General features: G+C 61.0%; 9 protein-coding genes and 1 rRNA gene. 5 read left to right on the top strand and 5 right to left on the bottom strand.

The genetic code is table 11. The features are described 5' to 3' along the window. Window positions 1-35: 35 nt before the first annotated feature. Window positions 36-2,945 carry a condensation domain-containing protein gene (locus J9788_RS14360; RefSeq protein WP_182265139.1) on the bottom strand — a complete coding sequence of 970 codons (2,910 nt, stop codon included), beginning with the start codon at window positions 2,943-2,945 and terminating at the stop codon, window positions 36-38. A gap of 78 nt (window positions 2,946-3,023) precedes the next feature. Continuing rightward, entirely contained in the window at window positions 3,024-5,120 is a 2,097-nt protein-coding gene (locus J9788_RS14355; RefSeq protein ID WP_046897884.1) for a TonB-dependent receptor, read from the bottom strand. Window positions 5,121-5,654: 534 nt separating this feature from the next. Here J9788_RS14355 and J9788_RS14350 point away from each other — a divergent pair. Both J9788_RS14350 and J9788_RS14345 read left to right on the top strand, forming a co-directional pair. Then, on the top strand, window positions 5,655-7,265 hold the full coding sequence (locus tag J9788_RS14350) for a condensation domain-containing protein (protein ID WP_182265138.1): 1,611 nt from the start codon (window positions 5,655-5,657) through the stop codon (window positions 7,263-7,265). A gap of 64 nt (window positions 7,266-7,329) precedes the next feature. Then, complete coding sequence (locus tag J9788_RS14345; protein ID WP_182265137.1) at window positions 7,330-10,425, top strand: amino acid adenylation domain-containing protein; 3,096 nt, start codon at window positions 7,330-7,332, stop codon at window positions 10,423-10,425. A 42-nt stretch (window positions 10,426-10,467) separates the two neighbouring features. Here J9788_RS14345 and J9788_RS14340 read toward each other — a convergent pair whose 3' ends face one another. Next, window positions 10,468-11,811, bottom strand: a complete 1,344-nt coding sequence (locus tag J9788_RS14340) for a condensation domain-containing protein (protein ID WP_046897881.1) — start codon at window positions 11,809-11,811, stop codon at window positions 10,468-10,470. Between the two features lie 275 nt (window positions 11,812-12,086). After that, the gene (gene gltP, locus J9788_RS14335; RefSeq protein ID WP_004930041.1) at window positions 12,087-13,403 is read right to left on the bottom strand and encodes a glutamate/aspartate:proton symporter GltP; all 1,317 of its coding nucleotides are present in this window, start codon (window positions 13,401-13,403) and stop codon (window positions 12,087-12,089) included. 901 nt (window positions 13,404-14,304) lie between these two features. Here gltP and acs point away from each other — a divergent pair. From acs to actP, 3 genes are all read left to right on the top strand, one after another. Next, window positions 14,305-16,263 (top strand): acetate--CoA ligase, encoded by a 1,959-nt coding sequence (gene acs / locus J9788_RS14330; RefSeq protein WP_033652607.1) that lies wholly within the window; start codon window positions 14,305-14,307, stop codon window positions 16,261-16,263. Window positions 16,264-16,354: 91 nt separating this feature from the next. After that, window positions 16,355-16,666, top strand: coding sequence for a DUF485 domain-containing protein (locus tag J9788_RS14325; protein ID WP_004930047.1), 312 nt, complete (start codon window positions 16,355-16,357; stop codon window positions 16,664-16,666). Then, on the top strand, window positions 16,663-18,315 hold the full coding sequence (actP, locus tag J9788_RS14320; protein ID WP_182265136.1) for a cation/acetate symporter ActP: 1,653 nt from the start codon (window positions 16,663-16,665) through the stop codon (window positions 18,313-18,315). The genes J9788_RS14325 and actP overlap by 4 nt, the downstream gene beginning before the upstream one ends. A 367-nt stretch (window positions 18,316-18,682) precedes the next feature. Here the strand turns inward: actP and rrf are convergent. Continuing rightward, window positions 18,683-18,798: ribosomal RNA gene (gene rrf / locus J9788_RS14315) — 5S ribosomal RNA — on the bottom strand. Window position 18,799: the final 1 nt, after the last annotated feature.

The raw sequence follows: 18,799 nt of genomic DNA, 5'->3' as shown, positions 1-18,799 counted from the left end.
TTGAAAATCATGCTTTCGGTTAGAGTGAAACAACGTCATGCCTGCGGCCCAGGCGGCAGCGCCGCCAGAGCGATATCGCCAGCGATGTGCTGCGCAAACTGGGTAAAGACGTGCTGAACGCCATCGGCGATCAGAGTGGCCTGCTCCCTGCTGTAGTGATCCTGGCGATAGGTCATCATCACCCGCAGGGATTTCTTCCCGGCCAGATCGTCTTCCATCACCTCAAACTGCAGGCCGAGCAGCGATTCGGCTTTTTCCGGCTCCACCTGACGGTAGGCGATCGCACTGCCGTCCTGCAGCCGGAACTCGCCGTTCAGCTTGATGCGGCTGTGGATCTGGATGAACACTTCGAACATGTGGTTTTTGCGGTCGGCGTCCACGCCGAACAGCCCTTCTTCCACCAGGTCGATCGGAATGTCGGTGTACGGCAGCGAGCCATTGATGGTGTTTTTCACCTGACTGACCAACCCGGCGACCGTCAGCCCTTCGTCAAAGCGCACGCGGTGCACCACCACGGTGGTGAAGTAGCCGACGGTATCGAAGAACTCGGCGTCGTTACGGCCGGAGGTCGAGGTGCCCACCAGCAGATCCGCCGGGCCGCCCAGCAGGCGCAGCGCCGAGGTGATCCCGGCATACACTACGTTGAACAGCGAAGCGTTGTTGCGGCGAGCGAGCTGATACAGGCCTTCCGCCACGGCGGGATCGACCTCAAACTCCAGCCAGCCGCCGTTGACATCCGCCGGCGCCGGCACCGCCGGATGGGTGGACGGTTCTTGCCGGAAGATCGGCTGGCCGACCGGCGCGCCGCGCAGCGCGTCGAGCCAGTAATCCAGATGTTGCTGCTGCACCCCCGAGGCCCGCTGCTGCCGGGCGAAGGTGTGGAACTGCGGCGGTTGCCCGCTCCACTGCGGCGCCTGGCCGACGACGCGATGGCGGTAGGCGACGCCCAGCTCGTCCATCATCAGGTTGAGCGACCATTCATCCAGCACCACATGGTGGAACAGCAGCGACAGCAGCTGCTGGCCGTTGCCCGCATCGCGCAGCAGCGTGACGCGCAGCGGCAGCTCGGCGGCCAGATCGAACCGGTGCTGGCCGGCGTCGGCCAACAGGGCGGCGGCGTTGCCCGCCGGCGTTTCCTGAGAGAAGCGGAACCATTGGTAATCCGACAGTTCGGCAGCCGGTACCACCACCTGCACCACCTCCCCCTGCTGCTCGACGAAGCGTGAACGCAGCACGGTATGGCGAGTCATGACGTCGATAAACGCCTGACGCAGCGCCGTTTCATCCACCTCATCGAAGAAACGCAGAGAGAACGGCAGATTGAAGATCTCGTCATGACCAAAGGCTTCATACACCTTCCACAACGATTCCTGCGCCAACGACAGCGGCGCCTGCGCCCGATCATGATCGTCGGCGGTCACCACCGCGGCATTCGGCTGCGCGACGTTAAGGCGTTTGGCATACCCCGCCAGCCCACGCGCCGTCGGATGGCTGAACAGGTCGTTAATGTTGATCTCTAACTGATGCAGGCTCAGCAAGCGGCCGATCACCCGGGTGGCGACCAGCGAATGACCGCCGCGATCGAAGAAGTCTTCATCCAGGCTCATTTCCGGCGCCACCAGCGCCTCGCGGAACTCCTGCAAAATCAGCGGCGCAACGCTTTCGTCCGCATCGCCGTTCGCCGCGGGCGCGGTAATCGCCGGGGAAGCGGCCTCAGCCACCGGCAATGCGACGGCAATTTGCTGCCCGGCCAGGAAGGCGCTGAACTGCTCCAGCAGGAAAGGCGCGGCATGTGGGGACAAACGCGGATCGGTAACCAGCTCCAGCGTCAGCGCCTCCGCTTCCGGCAAGCCCAGCAGCAGCGCCAGTTCAAACGGCGTATGCAGCGGCGGCAGCAACAGGCGTTCGGCGTGAACGCCTTCCAACCGCCACTCTGCAGCCAGATCGTCGCGCCAGGCCACCAGCAGCTGCGCCCGCTGCGGGTCCGGCTGTTCAGCCACGGCCTGCGCCAGCAGCCGCTGCCCGACGTCGTCCTCGCCATGCTGCACGGTCAGACGCATCAGCGGCGCTGCCGTCAGGCCCAACTCCAGGCCGACGAACGCCGTCGTTTCTGCCGCCGGCACGCACAGCTGCACCGCTTGCCCGCCGGCCTGCGCGGCGATGAACTCGGCAAAACGCGCCGCCACCGCCGCCAGCAAGGCCTGCGGCGTGTCGTTGGCGGGCAACAGCGAGCGCGCAATGCGCGTGACCACGCGCCCACCCACCGGCGGCAAGGCTTCAGCACGCTGCGCCGGGCTGCGGTAATCCTGCAGCGAGACCGCCTGGCGCGCCCAAGGCAGCTGCGGCCCCGGGCTTTCCGGCGACTCGACCGGCTCCGCCGCGAAAGGCAGAGGCATCGCATCTCCGTTATAGCGGGCGGACAGCATCGCCGGCAGGTGGCGCCACGGCAGCGCTTCCGCCAGGATGTCATGCAATACTGCGCCCAACATCACGTCACCGCCCGGCGTGAGCAACAGCAAGAAGCGCAGCGGCGCTTCGCCTTCCAGTTCAAACGGCGCCGCCTGCGCCTGCAGCAGGCAATCCATGGCGTGTTGTTCATCCGCCACCTGACGCAGGCTCACCGGCAACGGCGCCGAATCGGCGGCGCGTTTAATCAGACCGTTTTCGTCATCAAAAACGTAATGCACGTTCACGCCCGGCGTTTCCCGCACCAGCGCCTGCAGCGCCGCCGTCAGTTGGGCGATATCCACCTCTCCCGTCAGGCGCCAGGCCAGCGCCCGCTGCCCGCGTGCGTCACCCTGCTGCAGATGGGCAAACCATGCCCGTTCTTCGGCTTCGCTTACCGGCCGCTCGCCGTTCGCCGCCCCCGCGCCCAGCGCCTGAAACGCGCTCTCCAGCCGCTGGGCCTCTTCATCGCTCAGAATGCTGTCAAAATCACCGATCACTGCGTTATCTCCTTTGCCCGGCCGTGCCGGGATAGCGCATAAAACGGGGGACATTCGTCCCCCGTCACCGCGATAGCGTTAGAAAGTCAGCTCAACCGCTGCGCCGACCAGACGGCCTCGCTGGAGCGTCGCCGTGTAAATGTCATTGCTTCTGACCATCTCGCGGCGGTCGGAATCAAACAGGTTTTTCGCATACAGCGTGGCGCGACCGTAGTCGAAGGTGTAAGCCAGCTGGGCATTGGCCGTCCAATAGGAGCCGATGCGCCCGCGCGAGTCGTTGTCGTATTGCGAATAGTAGGAGTCGGTAAACGCCACGTTGCTGCTCAGCTCCCACCCTTTCAGGAACTGATATTTGGCGCCCATGTTGGCGGTGTAAGCCGGCGCGCGCGCCAGCTCATGCCCTTCCACGCCGCTGCCCGAGAACTTCTTGATGTCGGTTTTCAACAGGCCGAGGTTGCCGAACAGTTCGAAATCCCAGCGCGGCTGCCAGGTGGCGCCGATTTCCGCGCCGTAGGTTTCCACCTTGTCGGCGTTGCGGATCACGCTGGAGTTCTCGCCCAGCGAGTACGGCAGCTGCATATCCTTGTAATCGTTGTAGAAGATGTTACCCGTCAGCACCACGTTGGCGTCTTTCAGGTGATGGCGGGTGTACAGCTCGTAGTTCCAGACATACTCGGAACCGTAGGTGTAGCTAACCACCGGCGTGCCGAAAGTAATCCCGCCGCCGCCGGCGTTATAGCCGCGTGCAATCTTGGCGCCGTAGGTTTGGGTATCCGTCGGCTTCCAGGCCACGTCCAGCTTCGGCAGGAACACGGTGTAGGTTTCATCGAAATCGATGCGCACCGCCTGGCTGCCGCCGTCGCGGCGACGGTGTTCGCGTTCCAGACGGCTGGCGGCGGTCACGTCCACCTGCGGCGTCAGCGCATAGGTCAGCTCGGCGAACGCCGAATGGGTATCGGTTTTATCCTTGAAGCGCGAACCGCCATAGATATTGACGTACTCATCCTGCGTGCCGTGGAAATAACGCAGCCCCGCCAGCCCGTGCAGGCGGCTGTCCGCACCGCCGAAGCGCACCACCGGTTCCACGTGAACTTCTTGGCCCTGGATATCGGCGGCATAAGGCATGTTGTAGGCAGTCGGACGGTTGATGTTGAAGTCGGTGTAGATCACGCGGTTTTCCAACGTCAGCGCATCGGACTGCTCCCAGGCCAGATCCCAGATGGTGCTGTTCATGTTGCTTTTGAATATCGGCCGACGCGACTCGTAGCGCGGGTTGGTCGGATGCGGCTGCGGGTTGAGGCTTTCGTTTTGCGGCGCGTTGCTGCCGAAGTGAGTAAAGGTCAGCTTGGTGGTCAGATCGCGCAGGCCGGCCGGGTTGAACAACAGCTTGGCGCGGGCGGTGGTGGCTTCCACTTCACGCGGATCGCCCACCGGTGCATACGACGGCATATCGACTTCGCTGCGGCGGCGCTGGCGATCGACGCTGACGCGGAACGCCAGCTGATCTTCCACCAGCGGGCCGGACGCCATGGCGGCCAACTGTGACGAGTGCTGGTTGCCGGCCCCGCCCTTGAAGGCGCTTTCCCACTCGAAGGTCGGATCCTTACTGGCCATGACGATGGCGCCGGCGATGGCGTTGCGCCCCTGGATGTAGCTTTGTGGGCCGAGGAACACTTCGACACGATCCAGATCCCACAGCGACTGCGGGCCGAACGCCTGTTCGTTATAGGTCAGCGAACGGCCGTCCAACGACAGATTGAGGCGCGGGCGGGTGCCGCTAAGGAAAGCGTTGGCGCCGACGTTCGGGCCGGAACCGTCGATGCCGCGCACGGTCGGCAGTTCGTTGCCGATGCCCAGATCCACCACGTTGGGGGTCATGCGCAGCAGATCGGGGATCTGCACCGCATCGGGCATCGAGGCGATGCGGTTGCTGTCGAACACCTGCACGCTGGAGCCAGTGTCGAAAATGGACCGTTTGATCTTCTCACCGGTGACCAGCAGCGTTTCCGCGTCCTGGTAGGTTTCGTTGCTCTTCGTTTCCGCCGCGTTGACGTTACCGATCGCCAGTGAACAAACCCCTAAAAATACGGAGGAAAATGCCCCAATGGCTTTTAACCCCGTCTTTTCCCCGTTTCCTACGCTTTCATGCCGTTGAGCCGCAAAATGCTTGCCCATAGATGTCTTCTCCTTTCATCCCAGAGGTGCACAAAATTTGATTTTTTTTACACAACCTACATCGACACTCACACAGATCATGACGCTGTGGCCTTCCCGGCCTTGCTGTTGCTTATCCCTGCGGCAAACCCATGTCTTTCGCGGCCGAACGGGCGCGGCCCCGTCCACGGCCAAGCCGCCGGCGGAGCGGCCGGCAGCTTGTATAAAAACGTAAAATAATGTTAAGAATGATAATATTTTGCATTTTCTAATGCAAATCATTATCAATAAAGGTGTGAAGCTTGACAAGATAACTGCCAGAAACCCTTATGCTTTCGCAGGAAAAACGAGCGCTGCAATAACAAGCAATCATTTCAATGCTAAGAATAATATAGATAAATTATTCACACCCAACGGCCTCTCTGCTCAGTATTGCTAAAACACCTTATAGATAGCACCCGTGCGCCAAATGGATCAAATAATAATAATTTTCATTCCTATTAACATTTGGATATATTCTTGCAGTCTCGTTGGCTGAATCAAAATGGATACCCGATGAAAGCGTTAACCACGATGCAGGCCGCCTATTGGGTTGGCCGACAGTCCGCTCCCCCTCTGGGCGGCATGGCCGCCCATCTGTATGCGGAGTTCGACGGCGGCGAGCTGGATACCGCTCGGCTCCGCCAGGCCGTAGAGATGTTGTACCTGCATCATCCGCTGCTGCGCCTGCGCATTACCGACGATGGCCGACAGACGATCGCGCCCCCCGGTCCCCGGCATACCTTGCATCTCGACGACTGGCGACACGCCGATGAAGCGACGCTGGCGGCCGCGCTCGCCGCCAAACGCCAGGCGAAAAGCACCCAGCTGCTGCCGCTGGAACAGGGCGTTCCCTGCGATATCAGCCTAAGCCTGCTGCCGGCGGGACGCAGCCGCCTGCACGTTGATCTCGACATGATCGCCGGCGATGCCATGAGCTTTCGCCTGTTGATGGAAGATCTGACAGCGTTTTATCACCAATGCCCGCCGCCCCCTGCCCATGACGCGCCGCCGGCCTATTTCGATCACCTCGAACGACGCAACGCCGACGAGGCGCTGCGCCAGCGGCGCGAACGCGGCCAGCGTTGGTGGCGTGCTCGCCTGGCGCAGGTGCCGCCGGCGCCGCGCCTGCTGCGCACGCCGGATCGCTGCCGCAGCGATCGTTTGGCCATCCAGTTGAATGCAGAAGAAAGCCGCGCGCTCGAGAGCGTGGCCAAGCGGCACCACACCTCCCTCTCGACGCTGTTTCTGGCGCTGTTCGCGCTGGCCGTCGGCCAGGGTTGGAACATGACGCGCTTCCGGCTCAACGTGCCGCTGTTCCACCGCGAGAGCGAACGGGAAGACGCGCATCGCCTCGTCGGCGACTTCTCTAATCTGGTGTTGCTCGGCGTGGAATTGAACCCGACGGAAAACCTGAACGCCTTCTGCCAACGCCTGATGGCGCAGCTGGCGGAGCTGATCGAGCATGCGGATTATCCCGGCGTCAGTGTGATGCGCGATCTGTCACGCCTGCACGGCAGCCTGCAGCCTTCGCCGGTGGTATTTACCGCCGGTTTCGGCATCCGCGGCAAGACGCTGTTTTCCGAACGGGTCGCCGACACCTTCGGTCCTCTCGGCTGGGTCATCTCTCAGGGGCCGCAGGTGGCGCTGGATGCGCAGGTCGCCCACGTCGACGACGGCATTTTGATCAACTGGGACGTGCGGCTGGACGCGTTTCCCGAGCACGTGTTGCCACGCCTGCTGGCCTGTTACCGGGCGCTGCTGCACCTGGCCGCGCGGCAAGCGGGGGTGTTCGATCGCCCACTGTCGCAGCTGCTGGCGCAATGCACGCCCGAGGCGCTGGCGCAGCAGGCACCGGTGCGCCAGGTGCTGCACCGGCTGCTGGCACGGGTGGCTCCCGAGGCCAGCTTGCACGACCACGACGATATCCACCGCTTGGCCCTGCCGGATGCTGGGGTGAACGCGCTGCTGGCGGTGCTCAACAAATATCTGGCGGCGGCGCTGACGGCGCAGGATCTGGCGGCGCATCCCTCTCCGGCGGCGCTGGCGGCATTGATCTGCCAACGATCGCCCGAGGCAGGACGGCATGCGAAAACGCTGCTCGCCGCGCTGGCGCCGCAGCACTGAGATCGGTTTCCGGGCGCGCGACGTCCGGCACGTTTTAATCGGTTAGCGACTATAGGGAAGCACCATGGAGACACCATTAACCGCACTGCAGCAGGCCTATCTTCTCGGCCGCAGCGATCGATGGCCGCTCGGCGGCGTGGCGATGCACGACTTCCGCGAATACCGCGCCCGACAGCGGGATGTGCTGCGCCTTGAAGCGCGCCTGGCCGAGCTGGTACAGCACTACCCGGCGCTTCGCACCTGCATCGATGTGCAGCGCGGCACGCAGCACGTGCGCCCGGAAATCACGCTGCATCTGGATCGCCACGACCTGCGCTCGCTGGATGACGAAGCGGCGCAGCGCCAGACGGAACAACTGCGCGAGCGTTACTCCCACCAGCGCCACGATCCGAGCCAACCGCTGTGGCGCATCGCCGTGATCCAACTTACCGAACAGCAGGATCCGACGGGATCGCCGTACGATACGCTGATCTTTACCAGCTTTGATGCCTTGATCCTCGACGGCCAGGGGATCTCCACCGTGATCGCGCGCCTGTTCGACGATCGCCCTCTGACGCCGACCGCCGCCGCGCTGCCGCCCCCTGCGGCATCGGCGGCGCAGCGCCAGGCCGATGCCGCCTATTGGCGCGACAAGCTGCAGGATGTCACCACCCCGTCGGCGTTGCCGTGGCGCGCCCCGCTCGCCAATCTCACCGCATCACGCTATCGCCGCGCCACCCTGACGCTGCCGCACGACACGGTCAAACAACTCGGCCGCCTGGGATCGCCGCATGCGCTGCTGCGCAACAGCCTGCTCTCGGCGCTGATCCTCGATACGCTGGCCCACTGGACCACCGACGGGGAGCTGTGCGTCGGGGTGCCGGTGGCGTTCCCCGCCGCCGACGGCGCGCTGGGCAACGCCTCCAGCTTCGTGGCGGTGCGCTATTCGCGCTATGGCGAAGACTTTATCCAGCGCGCGCAAGCCTTGCAGGACGACGTGCTTGGTGCGCTCGATCACCTGGCGTTTTCCGGCGTCGATCTGGCGCGGCAGTTGCTCGGCCAAAGCCAGGGCGGCCCGGCGCTGCCGGTGATCCTGACCAACTGTTTAGGTTGGGAAACGCTGCCGGCCGAGGCGCCGGTGCGCTTCCACGATGGCCTGACCCAAACGCCGCAGGTCGCCATTGATATCCGTCTGACGCTGGACAGCGAAAAAAACCTGCAGCTGTGCGTGGATTACGCCGAGCAGGCGCTGCACGGCGAGCAGGTAGCGGCCATGCTGGCGGCCTTGCAGCGGCGCATCCTGCACAGTTGCCAACGCGCCGATCTGGCGATCGCCCCGCGAGATTTCATCGATCTGGCGCATTACCGCCACAACGACAGCGAAGCGAATTACGCGCCTTATCCTTATCTGGCGCAGCTGGCCGAGCGGCTGTTCGGCGCGCATAACGGCGGCAACGCGCTGATCTGCGGCGAGCAGACGCTGACCTATCGCGAGCTGGGCCAGCGGATCGCCACGGCGATCGCCAACCTGCAGAGCCGCGGCGTACAGCCGGGCAACGTGGTGGCGCTGTATTTGCCGCGCAGCCCGGAACAGATCATCTTCAGCCTCGCCTGCGCCCTGCAGGGGGTGATCTGGGTGCCTATCGACATCAACTCGCCGCCGGAGCGCACCGCCTATCTGCTGGAGAACTGCCGGCCGACGCTGGTGGTGCACGGCGGCGATCTGGAGACGCCGATCGGCGTGACGCCGGCTACCCTGTTGACGCCGACGGATCGCGCGCCCGCGCTGCCGGATGAACAGGCGTTGATGGAACGCAGCGCCAGCCAGGCCGCGAGCTATTACCTGTATACCTCCGGCACCACCGGTAAACCCAAGTGCGTGGTGCTCAACAACCGCGCCACCGCCAACGTCGTGCACCAAACCCAACAGCGCTGGAGAGTCACCGCCGACGACGTCTTTATTTCCGTGACGCCACCGCACCATGACATGTCGATGTTCGATCTGTTCGGTTCGCTGTGCGCCGGCGCCACGCTGGTGCTGCCGGCGCCGCATCAGGAAAAAGACGCCATCAGTTGGAACCAGTTGGTGGAAAAACATCGGGTCAGCCTGTGGTGCTCGGTGCCCGCCATTCTGGAGATGCTACTCACCTGCAAGACGGCCGACAGCCTGCGCTCGCTGCGCTTGGTGGCGCAGGGCGGCGACTACATCAAGCCGGCGACGGTGCAAACCGTGTGCACCTTGCGCCCGGATCTCACTCTGTTCTCACTCGGCGGGCCGACCGAAACCACCATCTGGAGCATCTGGCACCCGATCGCCCCGCAGGAGAGCGGCACCGTGCCTTACGGCCGCCCGCTGCCGGCCAACCGCTATTTCATCTGCCATGACGACGGCAGCCACTGCCCGGCCGGCGTGGTCGGCCGCATCCATACCGCCGGGGTGAACCTGGCGTTGGGCTACCTGGAGCAGGGGGAGCTGAAGCAGCACGACTTCGTCACCCTTGCAGGGCCGGACGGGCAACCGCTGCGCGCTTTCCGCACCGGCGATCAAGGCTATTACCGTCCGGACGGCAACATCATGTTCGCCACCCGGGTGAACGGCTATGTGAAGATCCGCGGCGTGCGCGTCTCGCTGCCGGAAATCGAAGACGTGCTGCGCCGCCATCCGGCGATCCGGGATATGGTGGTGGTGGATTATCCCAGCGGAGAAAACAACGAGGCGGCGCTCGGCGCCCTGTATCTGACCCGCGACGGCAAGCCGCTGCCGCTGTCCGAGATCCGCGCCTTCGCCACCGGCTATCTGCCCTGTACCCATATTCCCACGCGCTTTATCCACGCCGAGGCGCTGCCGCTGTCTGCCAACGGCAAAACCGACCGCCATCGCATCCGCGCCGACCTGAGCCACCAGCAAACCGCGCCGGCGTTAAACGCCTGCGCAGCCCCGCCGCCGAACGCGCCTCTGGCGCGCAGCGCAGAGATCCTGACCATCTATTGGCAGGCGATCGGCGTGACGCCGCGCCCGGAATGGGGAGAAGAGACGGCATTTATCGCCATGGGGCTGAAACTGCCGCATATCAAACAGGTGGCGGAGCGCCTCAATGACGCTTTCGGCACCCGGCTGGTGAGCAGTGCGCTCTTGCCATGCAAGAATGCGCGCGAAGTGGCGGCGTTGCTGACCAGCTGAAGCCACATCACTCGGGCGGGGACATCCCCCGCCCGCATCTTATCAGGCGGGCAATGCCGTCAGGGCCGCGAGCGGTTGCTCCCAGGCTTCCCGCTGCAGCGCGCGCAGCAGAAATTCTTGCAGCGCCTCGCCATAGTCCAGCGCATCCTCCGTCGGGAACTGTTCCAGATAAATATCGATATCCACCTGCAGATCGCAGGCGTCGGTGCGGCCGCGATACGTCAGGTTGAAACCGTCGCCCGAACCGCCGGCCAATACGCGCCGGGCGCCGCGACAGCCGACAAAACGGGGCGCATCGAAGGGTTGCACGTTGATGAAGGGAGAAATAAAGAAGCGCGAGTCCGGATCCACGCCGCGATCGGCGGCCAGTTGGCGCAGACGATAGCCGGCGTGGCTGCGCAGCTCGCGCAGCTGCTGCGTCAGGGTGGTCAGAAAGCTCCCCAGCGTCTCCGTTGGCGACGGCGATACCAGCAGCGGCAGGGTATTAACCGCCAACGAAGGGACGTTGGTGGCGGCTTGCCCGCGGCGATTCATCGCCGGCATCCACATCGGCAACGCATCGCCCTGCCGGACGTGGCGCGGCATGACCTGAAACAGCCAGGCCGCCGACAGCGCTACCAGCAAGTCGGGCCAATTGATGCCACTGCGTTCCGACTGCTGCGCCAGACGTTGCGCGACTTCTGTCGGCAACCGACGGTTGACGCTCAGGCGTCGCACGCCATACTCCCCGCCACCCTTACGCACCGTCGGCAGCGCCTGCGACGGCGGCAGATAGGCCTGCCAAAAGCGCCGATCGCGCTCGCAGCGTTCAGAATTGACGTAGGCCAACTCGGCCTGTTGAAAGGGGGCGAAAGCACCCAAAGGGATGCCCGCGCTCCCCTGGCCGAGGTAGTGCGCATATAGCGCGGCGCAGCGGTGTTCGATCAGCGCCATGCCGAAACCGTCGACCAGAATATGGTGCGCACGCACGTACCAGAGGTAACGCTCCGGTCCCAGCTTCAGCAGCCAGGCGGCGGCTAACGGTTCGCGGTGCAGCGCCCGGTGCTGCGCGATATCCTCGTGCATCAGGCTTTGCGCCGCCTGCCAGGGATCGCGATGCGTTTGCAGATCGATACGTTGCAATGACGGTATGCGCTGTGGCTCGTGCCGTAGCGGCGGAGGATGGTCGCCACGCCGTTCGCCAAAGCGCAGGGCAAACGCCTGCGTCTCGGCGAGGGTGGCGGCGATCGCCCGGCAGAGCGCCGCTTCCTCTATTGCGCCGCACAGTTCGGTGCAATGGGCGACGGTGGATAAGGTCTGCCCAGGGTGCAAGGTGTATTCTTCCCAGAAATCAAGCTGCGCTGGCGCCAGCGGCAACCATTCAGAGGCCAAAGCGGTGTCCGACATGTTACCTACCTTTGATAAGCCTGAATAAAAGCGCCGAACGGGTGATACCCCGCCGTTCAACGGCCTTTGTGTGTCTCCATACATCATCAAATGAAAATGATAATAACATCTATTATCATTTCCAATAATTTGGTAACACTTTAGATTCTGTTAAGCGGGGATGCAAGCGACGCATTGGGGGCAGAGAAAAGAAAGTGGCAGGCTGAAAGGGCATAAAAACAAAACGCCCCGGGCACGGATGCCCGGGGCGATTTTCATATCCCGCTAGCCGGTGATTAGCCTTGATTGGCCGGCTTCACCTTCTGCGCCAGGAACTCCGTTTCGTAGGCCAGCGCCTTCTTGCGATCGAACTGGTGCTCCCACTTGGCGATAACCAGTACCGCCAGCGCGTTGCCCACGACGTTCAGCGCGGTGCGCGCCATATCCAGGATACGGTCCACGCCGGCGATAAACGCCAGGCCTTCCAGCGGAATGCCGACGCTGCCCAACGTCGCCAGCAGCACCACGAACGAGACGCCCGGCACGCCGGCGATCCCTTTCGAGGTCACCATCAGCGTCAGCACCAGTACGATCTCTTGCCCCAACGACAGCTCGATGCCGTACAGCTGGGCGATAAAGATGGCGGCGATGCTCTGGTACAGCGTCGAACCATCCAAATTAAAGGAGTAACCGGTCGGCACCACGAAGCTGGTGATCGACTTGGGCGCGCCGTAAGCCTCCATCTTTTCGATGATGCGCGGCAGTACCGTTTCCGAACTGGCGGTGGAATAAGCCAGGATCAGTTCGTCTTTCAGGATGCGGATCAGCGTCCAGATGCGCAGGTTGCACAGCCGAGCGACCGCCCCCAGCACCACCAGGGCGAAGAACGCGATGGCGAAGTACACCAGCACCACCAGCTTGGCCAACGGCAGCAGCGAAGCGAAACCGAAGTTCGCCACCGTGACCGCAATCAGGCCAAACACCCCGATCGGCGCATAGCGCATGATCATGTGGGTGACTTTGAACATGCTCTCGGACACTGCCTTGAAGACCTTCAGCAGCGGCTCTTTGGTCTCTTTCGGCAACGACGACAGCCCCAGACCGAACAGCACCGAGAAGAAGATAATCGGCAGCATGTCGCCCTTGGCCATCGACGAGAAGACGTTCGACGGGATCAGCGACAGAATGGTCGCCACCAGGCTGTGCGAACCGCTTTGCACCTGTTCGGTGGTTTTCTCATACTGCGAAATGTCCACCGTGGTCAGCGTCGACATATCGATGCCGTGGCCCGGTTGGAAGACGTTGGCCAAGGTGAGCCCCACCACGATGGCGACGGTGGTGATCACTTCGAAGTAAATAATGGTCTTCAATCCGATGCGGCCCAGCTTTTTCGCATCCCCCACGCCGGCAATACCGACGATCAGCGTGGAAATAACGATCGGCACCACAATCATCTTGATCAAACGAATAAAGATATCACCCGCCGGGCTGAGAATATTGCTCACCAGCCACTCACGAGATTCGGTCTGGTTGTGCAATACCGCGCCAACAATAATACCCAGCACCAACGCGATCAGGATTTGCCAAGCCAGGCTAATTTTTACACTTTTCATACCCAAAAAGTCCTCAAAGACTCTTTGCGCCGTACAAAGTCGCAACACGGCGAAAAGAATACTTAATCATTTATTACAGGCTTATGTTAATTCAGTGGAAGCGTTCACCTGCCCTGGGTGCGACGCAGTATAAATCTGTATCATCCGGGCGGCATGCTCTGCAAGCCTTGATTTGTCAGGGTTGAGCGCTGAATCGAATCACAAAAAATTCGCGTAACTATTTCAAATGGCATAATTGCTTGTTATTAAAAACATAATTTTTCATATAATGAAGCACATAACCGCGCCGGTGGCGTTTTTTTGAACGCGATTAAAATGCGTTATTTTTCGTCCATTCTGCATATTTAGTCCGCATCAAATGTTTATATTTTGTTACTCAAAAGTCAAATAAATGGGAATTAGCCGAGTGACATTTTCACCCATAAATGCAGCGCCGTTTTATATTTCGATTAAAAATCGAACGATCCCGCAGGATGAATGCCACACGGTATTTCCCGAGTTTTCATCAGGAATTAAACGTTAATAGAACGTTATTTCACGATATGCCGTCCATCGTTATATCGCGTTAATACCAACTTAGAATATTAATCGCGAAAAATAATCAAAAAAGATTTATAGCGCGAAATAATGTCGGTCTCTCCCACCCTTATTAAGCGCAAGGCAAATACCCTCGCCTTTGTTTATTCTTTTTTGTTCTTTAGATAAGTGTTTTTGGCTAAAAAAGCGGGTTTATGATGATTTAAACGCCAAAGAGATAGATACGTACTGCAAATGCGACAGAACTATTACAAATCAATATCTTTGTTGCGTGATCTGCCGCGCAAAAAAGAAACAAAGAATCGTAGCAAACTATACTTAACCTTCAGTTGACATATCATTAACAACTTCAAGGAGAAAAGCTATGAGCCAACTGCATAAACACGCTATTCCTTCTGCAATTGCAGAACGCGCCCTGATAAATCCGGCACAATACCAACAGTATTATCAACAGTCGGTTCAAGACCCAGAAGCTTTCTGGGGTGAGCATGGCAAAATCCTGGACTGGATCAAACCCTATACCAAAGTCAAAAATACCTCGTTCGATCCGGGCCACGTCAGCATCCGTTGGTTTGAAGACGGCACGTTGAACCTGGCGGCCAACTGCCTGGACCGTCATTTGGCCGAGCGCGGCGACCAGACCGCCATTATCTGGGAAGGCGATGACCCGACCCAATCCAAGAAAGTGACCTACAAACAGCTGCACCATGATGTCTGCCAATTCGCCAACGTGCTGAAAAAGCTCGGCGTGAAAAAAGGCGACGTGGTGGCTATCTATATGCCGATGGTGCCGGAAGCGGCGGTCGCCATGCTAGCCTGCGCGCGCATCGGCGCCGTACATTCGGTGATCTTCGGCGGCTTCTCGCCGGAAGCGGTCGCCGGGCGCATTATCGACTCCAACGCCAAACTGGTGATCACCGCCGATGAAGGCCTGCGCGCCGGCCGCGCCGTGCCGCTGAAAAAGAACGTCGACGATGCGCTGAAAAACCCCGGCGTGGTCAGCGTGGCCAACGTCGTGGTGTTCCAGCGCACCGGCAAACCGGGTTACTGGCAGGAAGGGCGCGATCTGTGGTGGCATGAGCTGACCCAGGGCGTTTCCGCCGATTGCCCGCCGGAAGAAGTGAACGCCGAAGATCCGCTGTTTATCCTGTACACCTCCGGCTCGACCGGCAAGCCAAAAGGCGTGCTGCACACCACCGGCGGCTACCTGGTGTACGCCGCGATGACCTTTAAGTATGTGTTCGACTATCACGACGGCGACATTTACTGGTGCACCGCCGACGTGGGCTGGGTCACCGGTCACAGCTATCTGCTGTATGGCCCGCTGGCCTGCGGCGCCACCACGCTGATGTTCGAAGGCGTACCTAACTATCCGGGCGTTAACCGCCTGTCGCAGGTGATCGACAAACACCAGGTCAATATTCTGTATACCGCGCCGACCGCCATTCGCGCCCTGATGGCCGAAGGCGACAAGGCGATCGAAGGCACCCGGCGCGATTCGCTGCGCATCATGGGCTCGGTCGGCGAACCGATCAACCCGGAAGCCTGGGAGTGGTACTACAACAAGATAGGCAACGCCAAATGCCCGATCGTCGACACCTGGTGGCAAACCGAAACCGGCGGCTTCATGATTACCCCGCTGCCGGGCGCCACCGAGCTGAAGGCCGGTTCCGCCACGCGGCCTTTCTTCGGCGTACAGCCGGCGCTGGTCGATAATGTCGGCACGCCGCAGGAAGGCGCCTGCGAAGGCAACCTGGTGATCGTCGATTCCTGGCCGGGCCAGGCGCGCACTCTGTTCGGCGATCATGACCGCTTCGAGCAAACCTACTTCTCGACCTTCAAAGGCATGTACTTCAGCGGCGACGGCGCCCGCCGCGACGAGGACGGTTACTACTGGATCACCGGCCGCGTCGACGACGTGCTGAACGTCTCCGGCCACCGTTTGGGCACCGCCGAGATCGAGTCCGCGCTGGTATCTCACCCGAAAATCGCCGAAGCGGCGGTGGTCGGCATTCCTCATAACATCAAAGGCCAGGCGATCTACGCCTATATCACGCTGAACCACGGCGAAGAACCGACGCCGGAGCTCTATGCCGAAGTGCGCAACTGGGTGCGCAAAGAGATAGGGCCGATCGCCACGCCGGACGTGCTGCACTGGACAGACTCGCTGCCCAAAACGCGCTCCGGCAAGATCATGCGGCGTATCCTGCGCAAAATTGCCGCCGGCGACACCAGCAACCTGGGGGATACCTCCACGCTGGCGGATCCGGCTGTAGTCGACAAGCTGTTGGAAGAAAAACAATCAATGAAAGTGCCGTCATAATTTACGCCGCTTCAGGCCGCTCATTCGGATAACACGCCGTTGAGCGGCCCTGGCGCGGCGTACTCTATCAATACCTACTGGAGACACTCTGATGAATGACACCATTTATCAAGGGATTGAAGAAAACCCGCGCTTTAAAGAGCTGGTGAGAAAACGCGGCCGGTTCGCCTGGCTGCTTTCGCTGATTACGCTGGCGCTGTACGTCGGCTTCATTTTGTTGATCGCCTTCGATCCCCAATGGCTCGGCACGCCGATCGCCGCCGGATCGACCATTACCCGCGGGATCCCGGTCGGCGTCGGGCTGATCGTGATCTCTTTCGTCTTGACCGGGATCTATGTGTTTCGCGCCAACGGCGAATTCGATCGCCTCACCGCAGAGATTCTGCGCGAGGTGAAACAATGAAGCGCTTATTGTCCGCCGCCGCGCTGCTGTTGCTGCCGGGCCTGGCCTGCGCCGACGCCATTAGCGGCGAGGTGCATCGTCAGCCGCTGAACATTCAGGCTATCGTGATGTTTATCCTGTTTGTCGGCGCCACGCTCTACATCACCTATTGGGCCTCCAAACGCACCCGTTCCCGTCAGGACTACTACACTGCGGGCGGACGCATCACCGGTCTGCAAAACGGGCTGGCGATCGCCGGCGACTTCATGTCCGCCGCCTCGTTCCTCGGCATCTCCGCATTGGTCTATACCTCGGGCTATGACGGCCTGATCTACTCCATCGGCTTCCTCATCGGCTGGCCGATCATTCTGTTCCTGATCGCGGAACGCCTGCGCAATCTCGGCCGCTATACCTTCGCCGATGTCGCCTCTTACCGTCTGCAGCAGAAACCGATCCGCACCCTCTCAGCCTGCGGCTCGTTGGTGGTGGTGGCGTTGTATCTGATCGCGCAGATGGTCGGCGCCGGCAAGCTGATCCAGCTGCTGTTCGGGCTCAACTACCATGTGGCGGTGATCCTGGTCGGTATCCTGATGGTGCTGTACGTGCTGTTCGGCGGCATGCTGGCCACCACCTGGGTGCAGATCATCAAAGCGGTGCTGCTACTGGCCGGCGCCAGCTTTATGGCGCTGATGGTGATGAAGTCGGTTAACTTCGACTTCAATACCCTGTTCGCCGAAGCGGTGAAGGTGCATCCGAAAGGCATCGCCATCATGAGCCCCGGCGGGCTGGTGTCCGATCCGATTTCCGCGCTGTCGCTTGGCCTGGCGCTGATGTTCGGCACCGCCGGTCTGCCGCACATCCTGATGCGTTTCTTCACCGTGAGTGACGCCAAGGAAGCGCGCAAGAGCGTGTTCTACGCCACCGGCTTTATCGGTTACTTCTATATTCTGACCTTTATCATTGGCTTCGGCGCCATCTTGCTGGTCAGCGCCAATCCGGCGTTCAAAGACGCCACCGGCGCGCTGCTGGGCGGCACCAACATGGCGGCGGTGCATCTGGCCAATGCCGTTGGCGGCAACTTCTTCCTCGGCTTTATCTCGGCGGTGGCGTTCGCCACCATTCTGGCGGTGGTGGCGGGCCTGACGTTGGCCGGCGCCTCGGCCGTGTCCCACGATCTGTACGCCAGCGTGATTAAAAACGGCAAGGCGACCGAGCGCGATGAGCTGAAGGTCTCCAAGATCACCGTCGTGGTATTAGGCCTGATCGCCATTGCCCTGGGGATTTTGTTCGAGAAGCAGAATATCGCCTTTATGGTCGGGCTGGCGTTCTCCATCGCCGCCAGCTGTAACTTCCCTATCATCATCCTGTCGATGTACTGGTCGCGTTTGACCACCCGCGGCGCGATGATTGGCGGCTGGTTAGGCCTGCTGACAGCGGTGATTCTGATGATCCTCGGCCCGACGATCTGGGTGCAGATCCTCGGCCATGATAAACCGATTTACCCGTACGAATACCCTGCGCTGTTCTCGATGATCGTGGCCTTTGTCGGCACCTGGCTGTTCTCGATCACCGACAGCTCACTGGCCGGGCAGCAAGAGCGGGAACGCTTCCGGGCGCAGTTTGTTCGTTCGCAAACCGGGCTGGGCATTTCTCAGGGCAGCTCGCATTGACCGAATAATAAGTGAAAAAAGCAAACACACCCTAATCAAAGGCCCTTCGGGGCCTTTTCTCTGGCTCGCTGACGGAGGATAAGGAGGGGAAAGCAGCGCAGCGTCGCTGCGCTTTTTTACGTTTTACGCACAGCAAAAAGCCCTGAACGTCAGTTCAGGGCTTTCGGCTTTATTTGATGCCTGGCAGTTTATGGCGGGCGTCCTGCCCGCCCCCCTTCGGGCCGTTGCTTCGCAACGTTCAAATCCGCTCCCGGCGGATTTGTCCTACACAATTCGTCTCAGGATGCCCATGCTCGAGCAGAACGCCAGATAACAGACAAAACAAAAAGCCCCATGCTTTCGCATGAGGCTTGTTGTTTTATTTGATGCCTGGCAGTGTCCTACTCTCGCATGGGGAGACCCCACACTACCATCGGCGCTACGGCGTTTCACTTCTGAGTTCGGCATGGGGTCAGGTGGGACCACCGCGCTATTGCCGCCAGGC

Source organism: Serratia sp. X10 (assembly GCF_017811775.1).
In the GTDB taxonomy this organism is placed as follows: Bacteria; Pseudomonadota; Gammaproteobacteria; order Enterobacterales; family Enterobacteriaceae; genus Serratia; species Serratia ureilytica.
The sequence above is the reverse complement of the archived record's forward strand: the minus strand, read 5'-3'. Positions and strand labels throughout refer to the sequence as shown.

Excerpts from the sequence above, each read along its gene's own strand:
- J9788_RS14355 (WP_046897884.1), bottom strand. The coding sequence starts at position 5,120 with ATGGGCAAGCATTTTGCGGCTCAACGGCATGAAAGCGTAGGAAACGGG.
- J9788_RS14350 (WP_182265138.1), top strand. The coding sequence starts at position 5,655 with ATGAAAGCGTTAACCACGATGCAGGCCGCCTATTGGGTTGGCCGACAG.
- J9788_RS14345 (WP_182265137.1), top strand. The coding sequence starts at position 7,330 with ATGGAGACACCATTAACCGCACTGCAGCAGGCCTATCTTCTCGGCCGC.
- J9788_RS14340 (WP_046897881.1), bottom strand. The coding sequence starts at position 11,811 with ATGTCGGACACCGCTTTGGCCTCTGAATGGTTGCCGCTGGCGCCAGCG.
- gltP (WP_004930041.1), bottom strand. The coding sequence starts at position 13,403 with ATGAAAAGTGTAAAAATTAGCCTGGCTTGGCAAATCCTGATCGCGTTG.
- acs (WP_033652607.1), top strand. The coding sequence starts at position 14,305 with ATGAGCCAACTGCATAAACACGCTATTCCTTCTGCAATTGCAGAACGC.
- J9788_RS14325 (WP_004930047.1), top strand. The coding sequence starts at position 16,355 with ATGAATGACACCATTTATCAAGGGATTGAAGAAAACCCGCGCTTTAAA.
- actP (WP_182265136.1), top strand. The coding sequence starts at position 16,663 with ATGAAGCGCTTATTGTCCGCCGCCGCGCTGCTGTTGCTGCCGGGCCTG.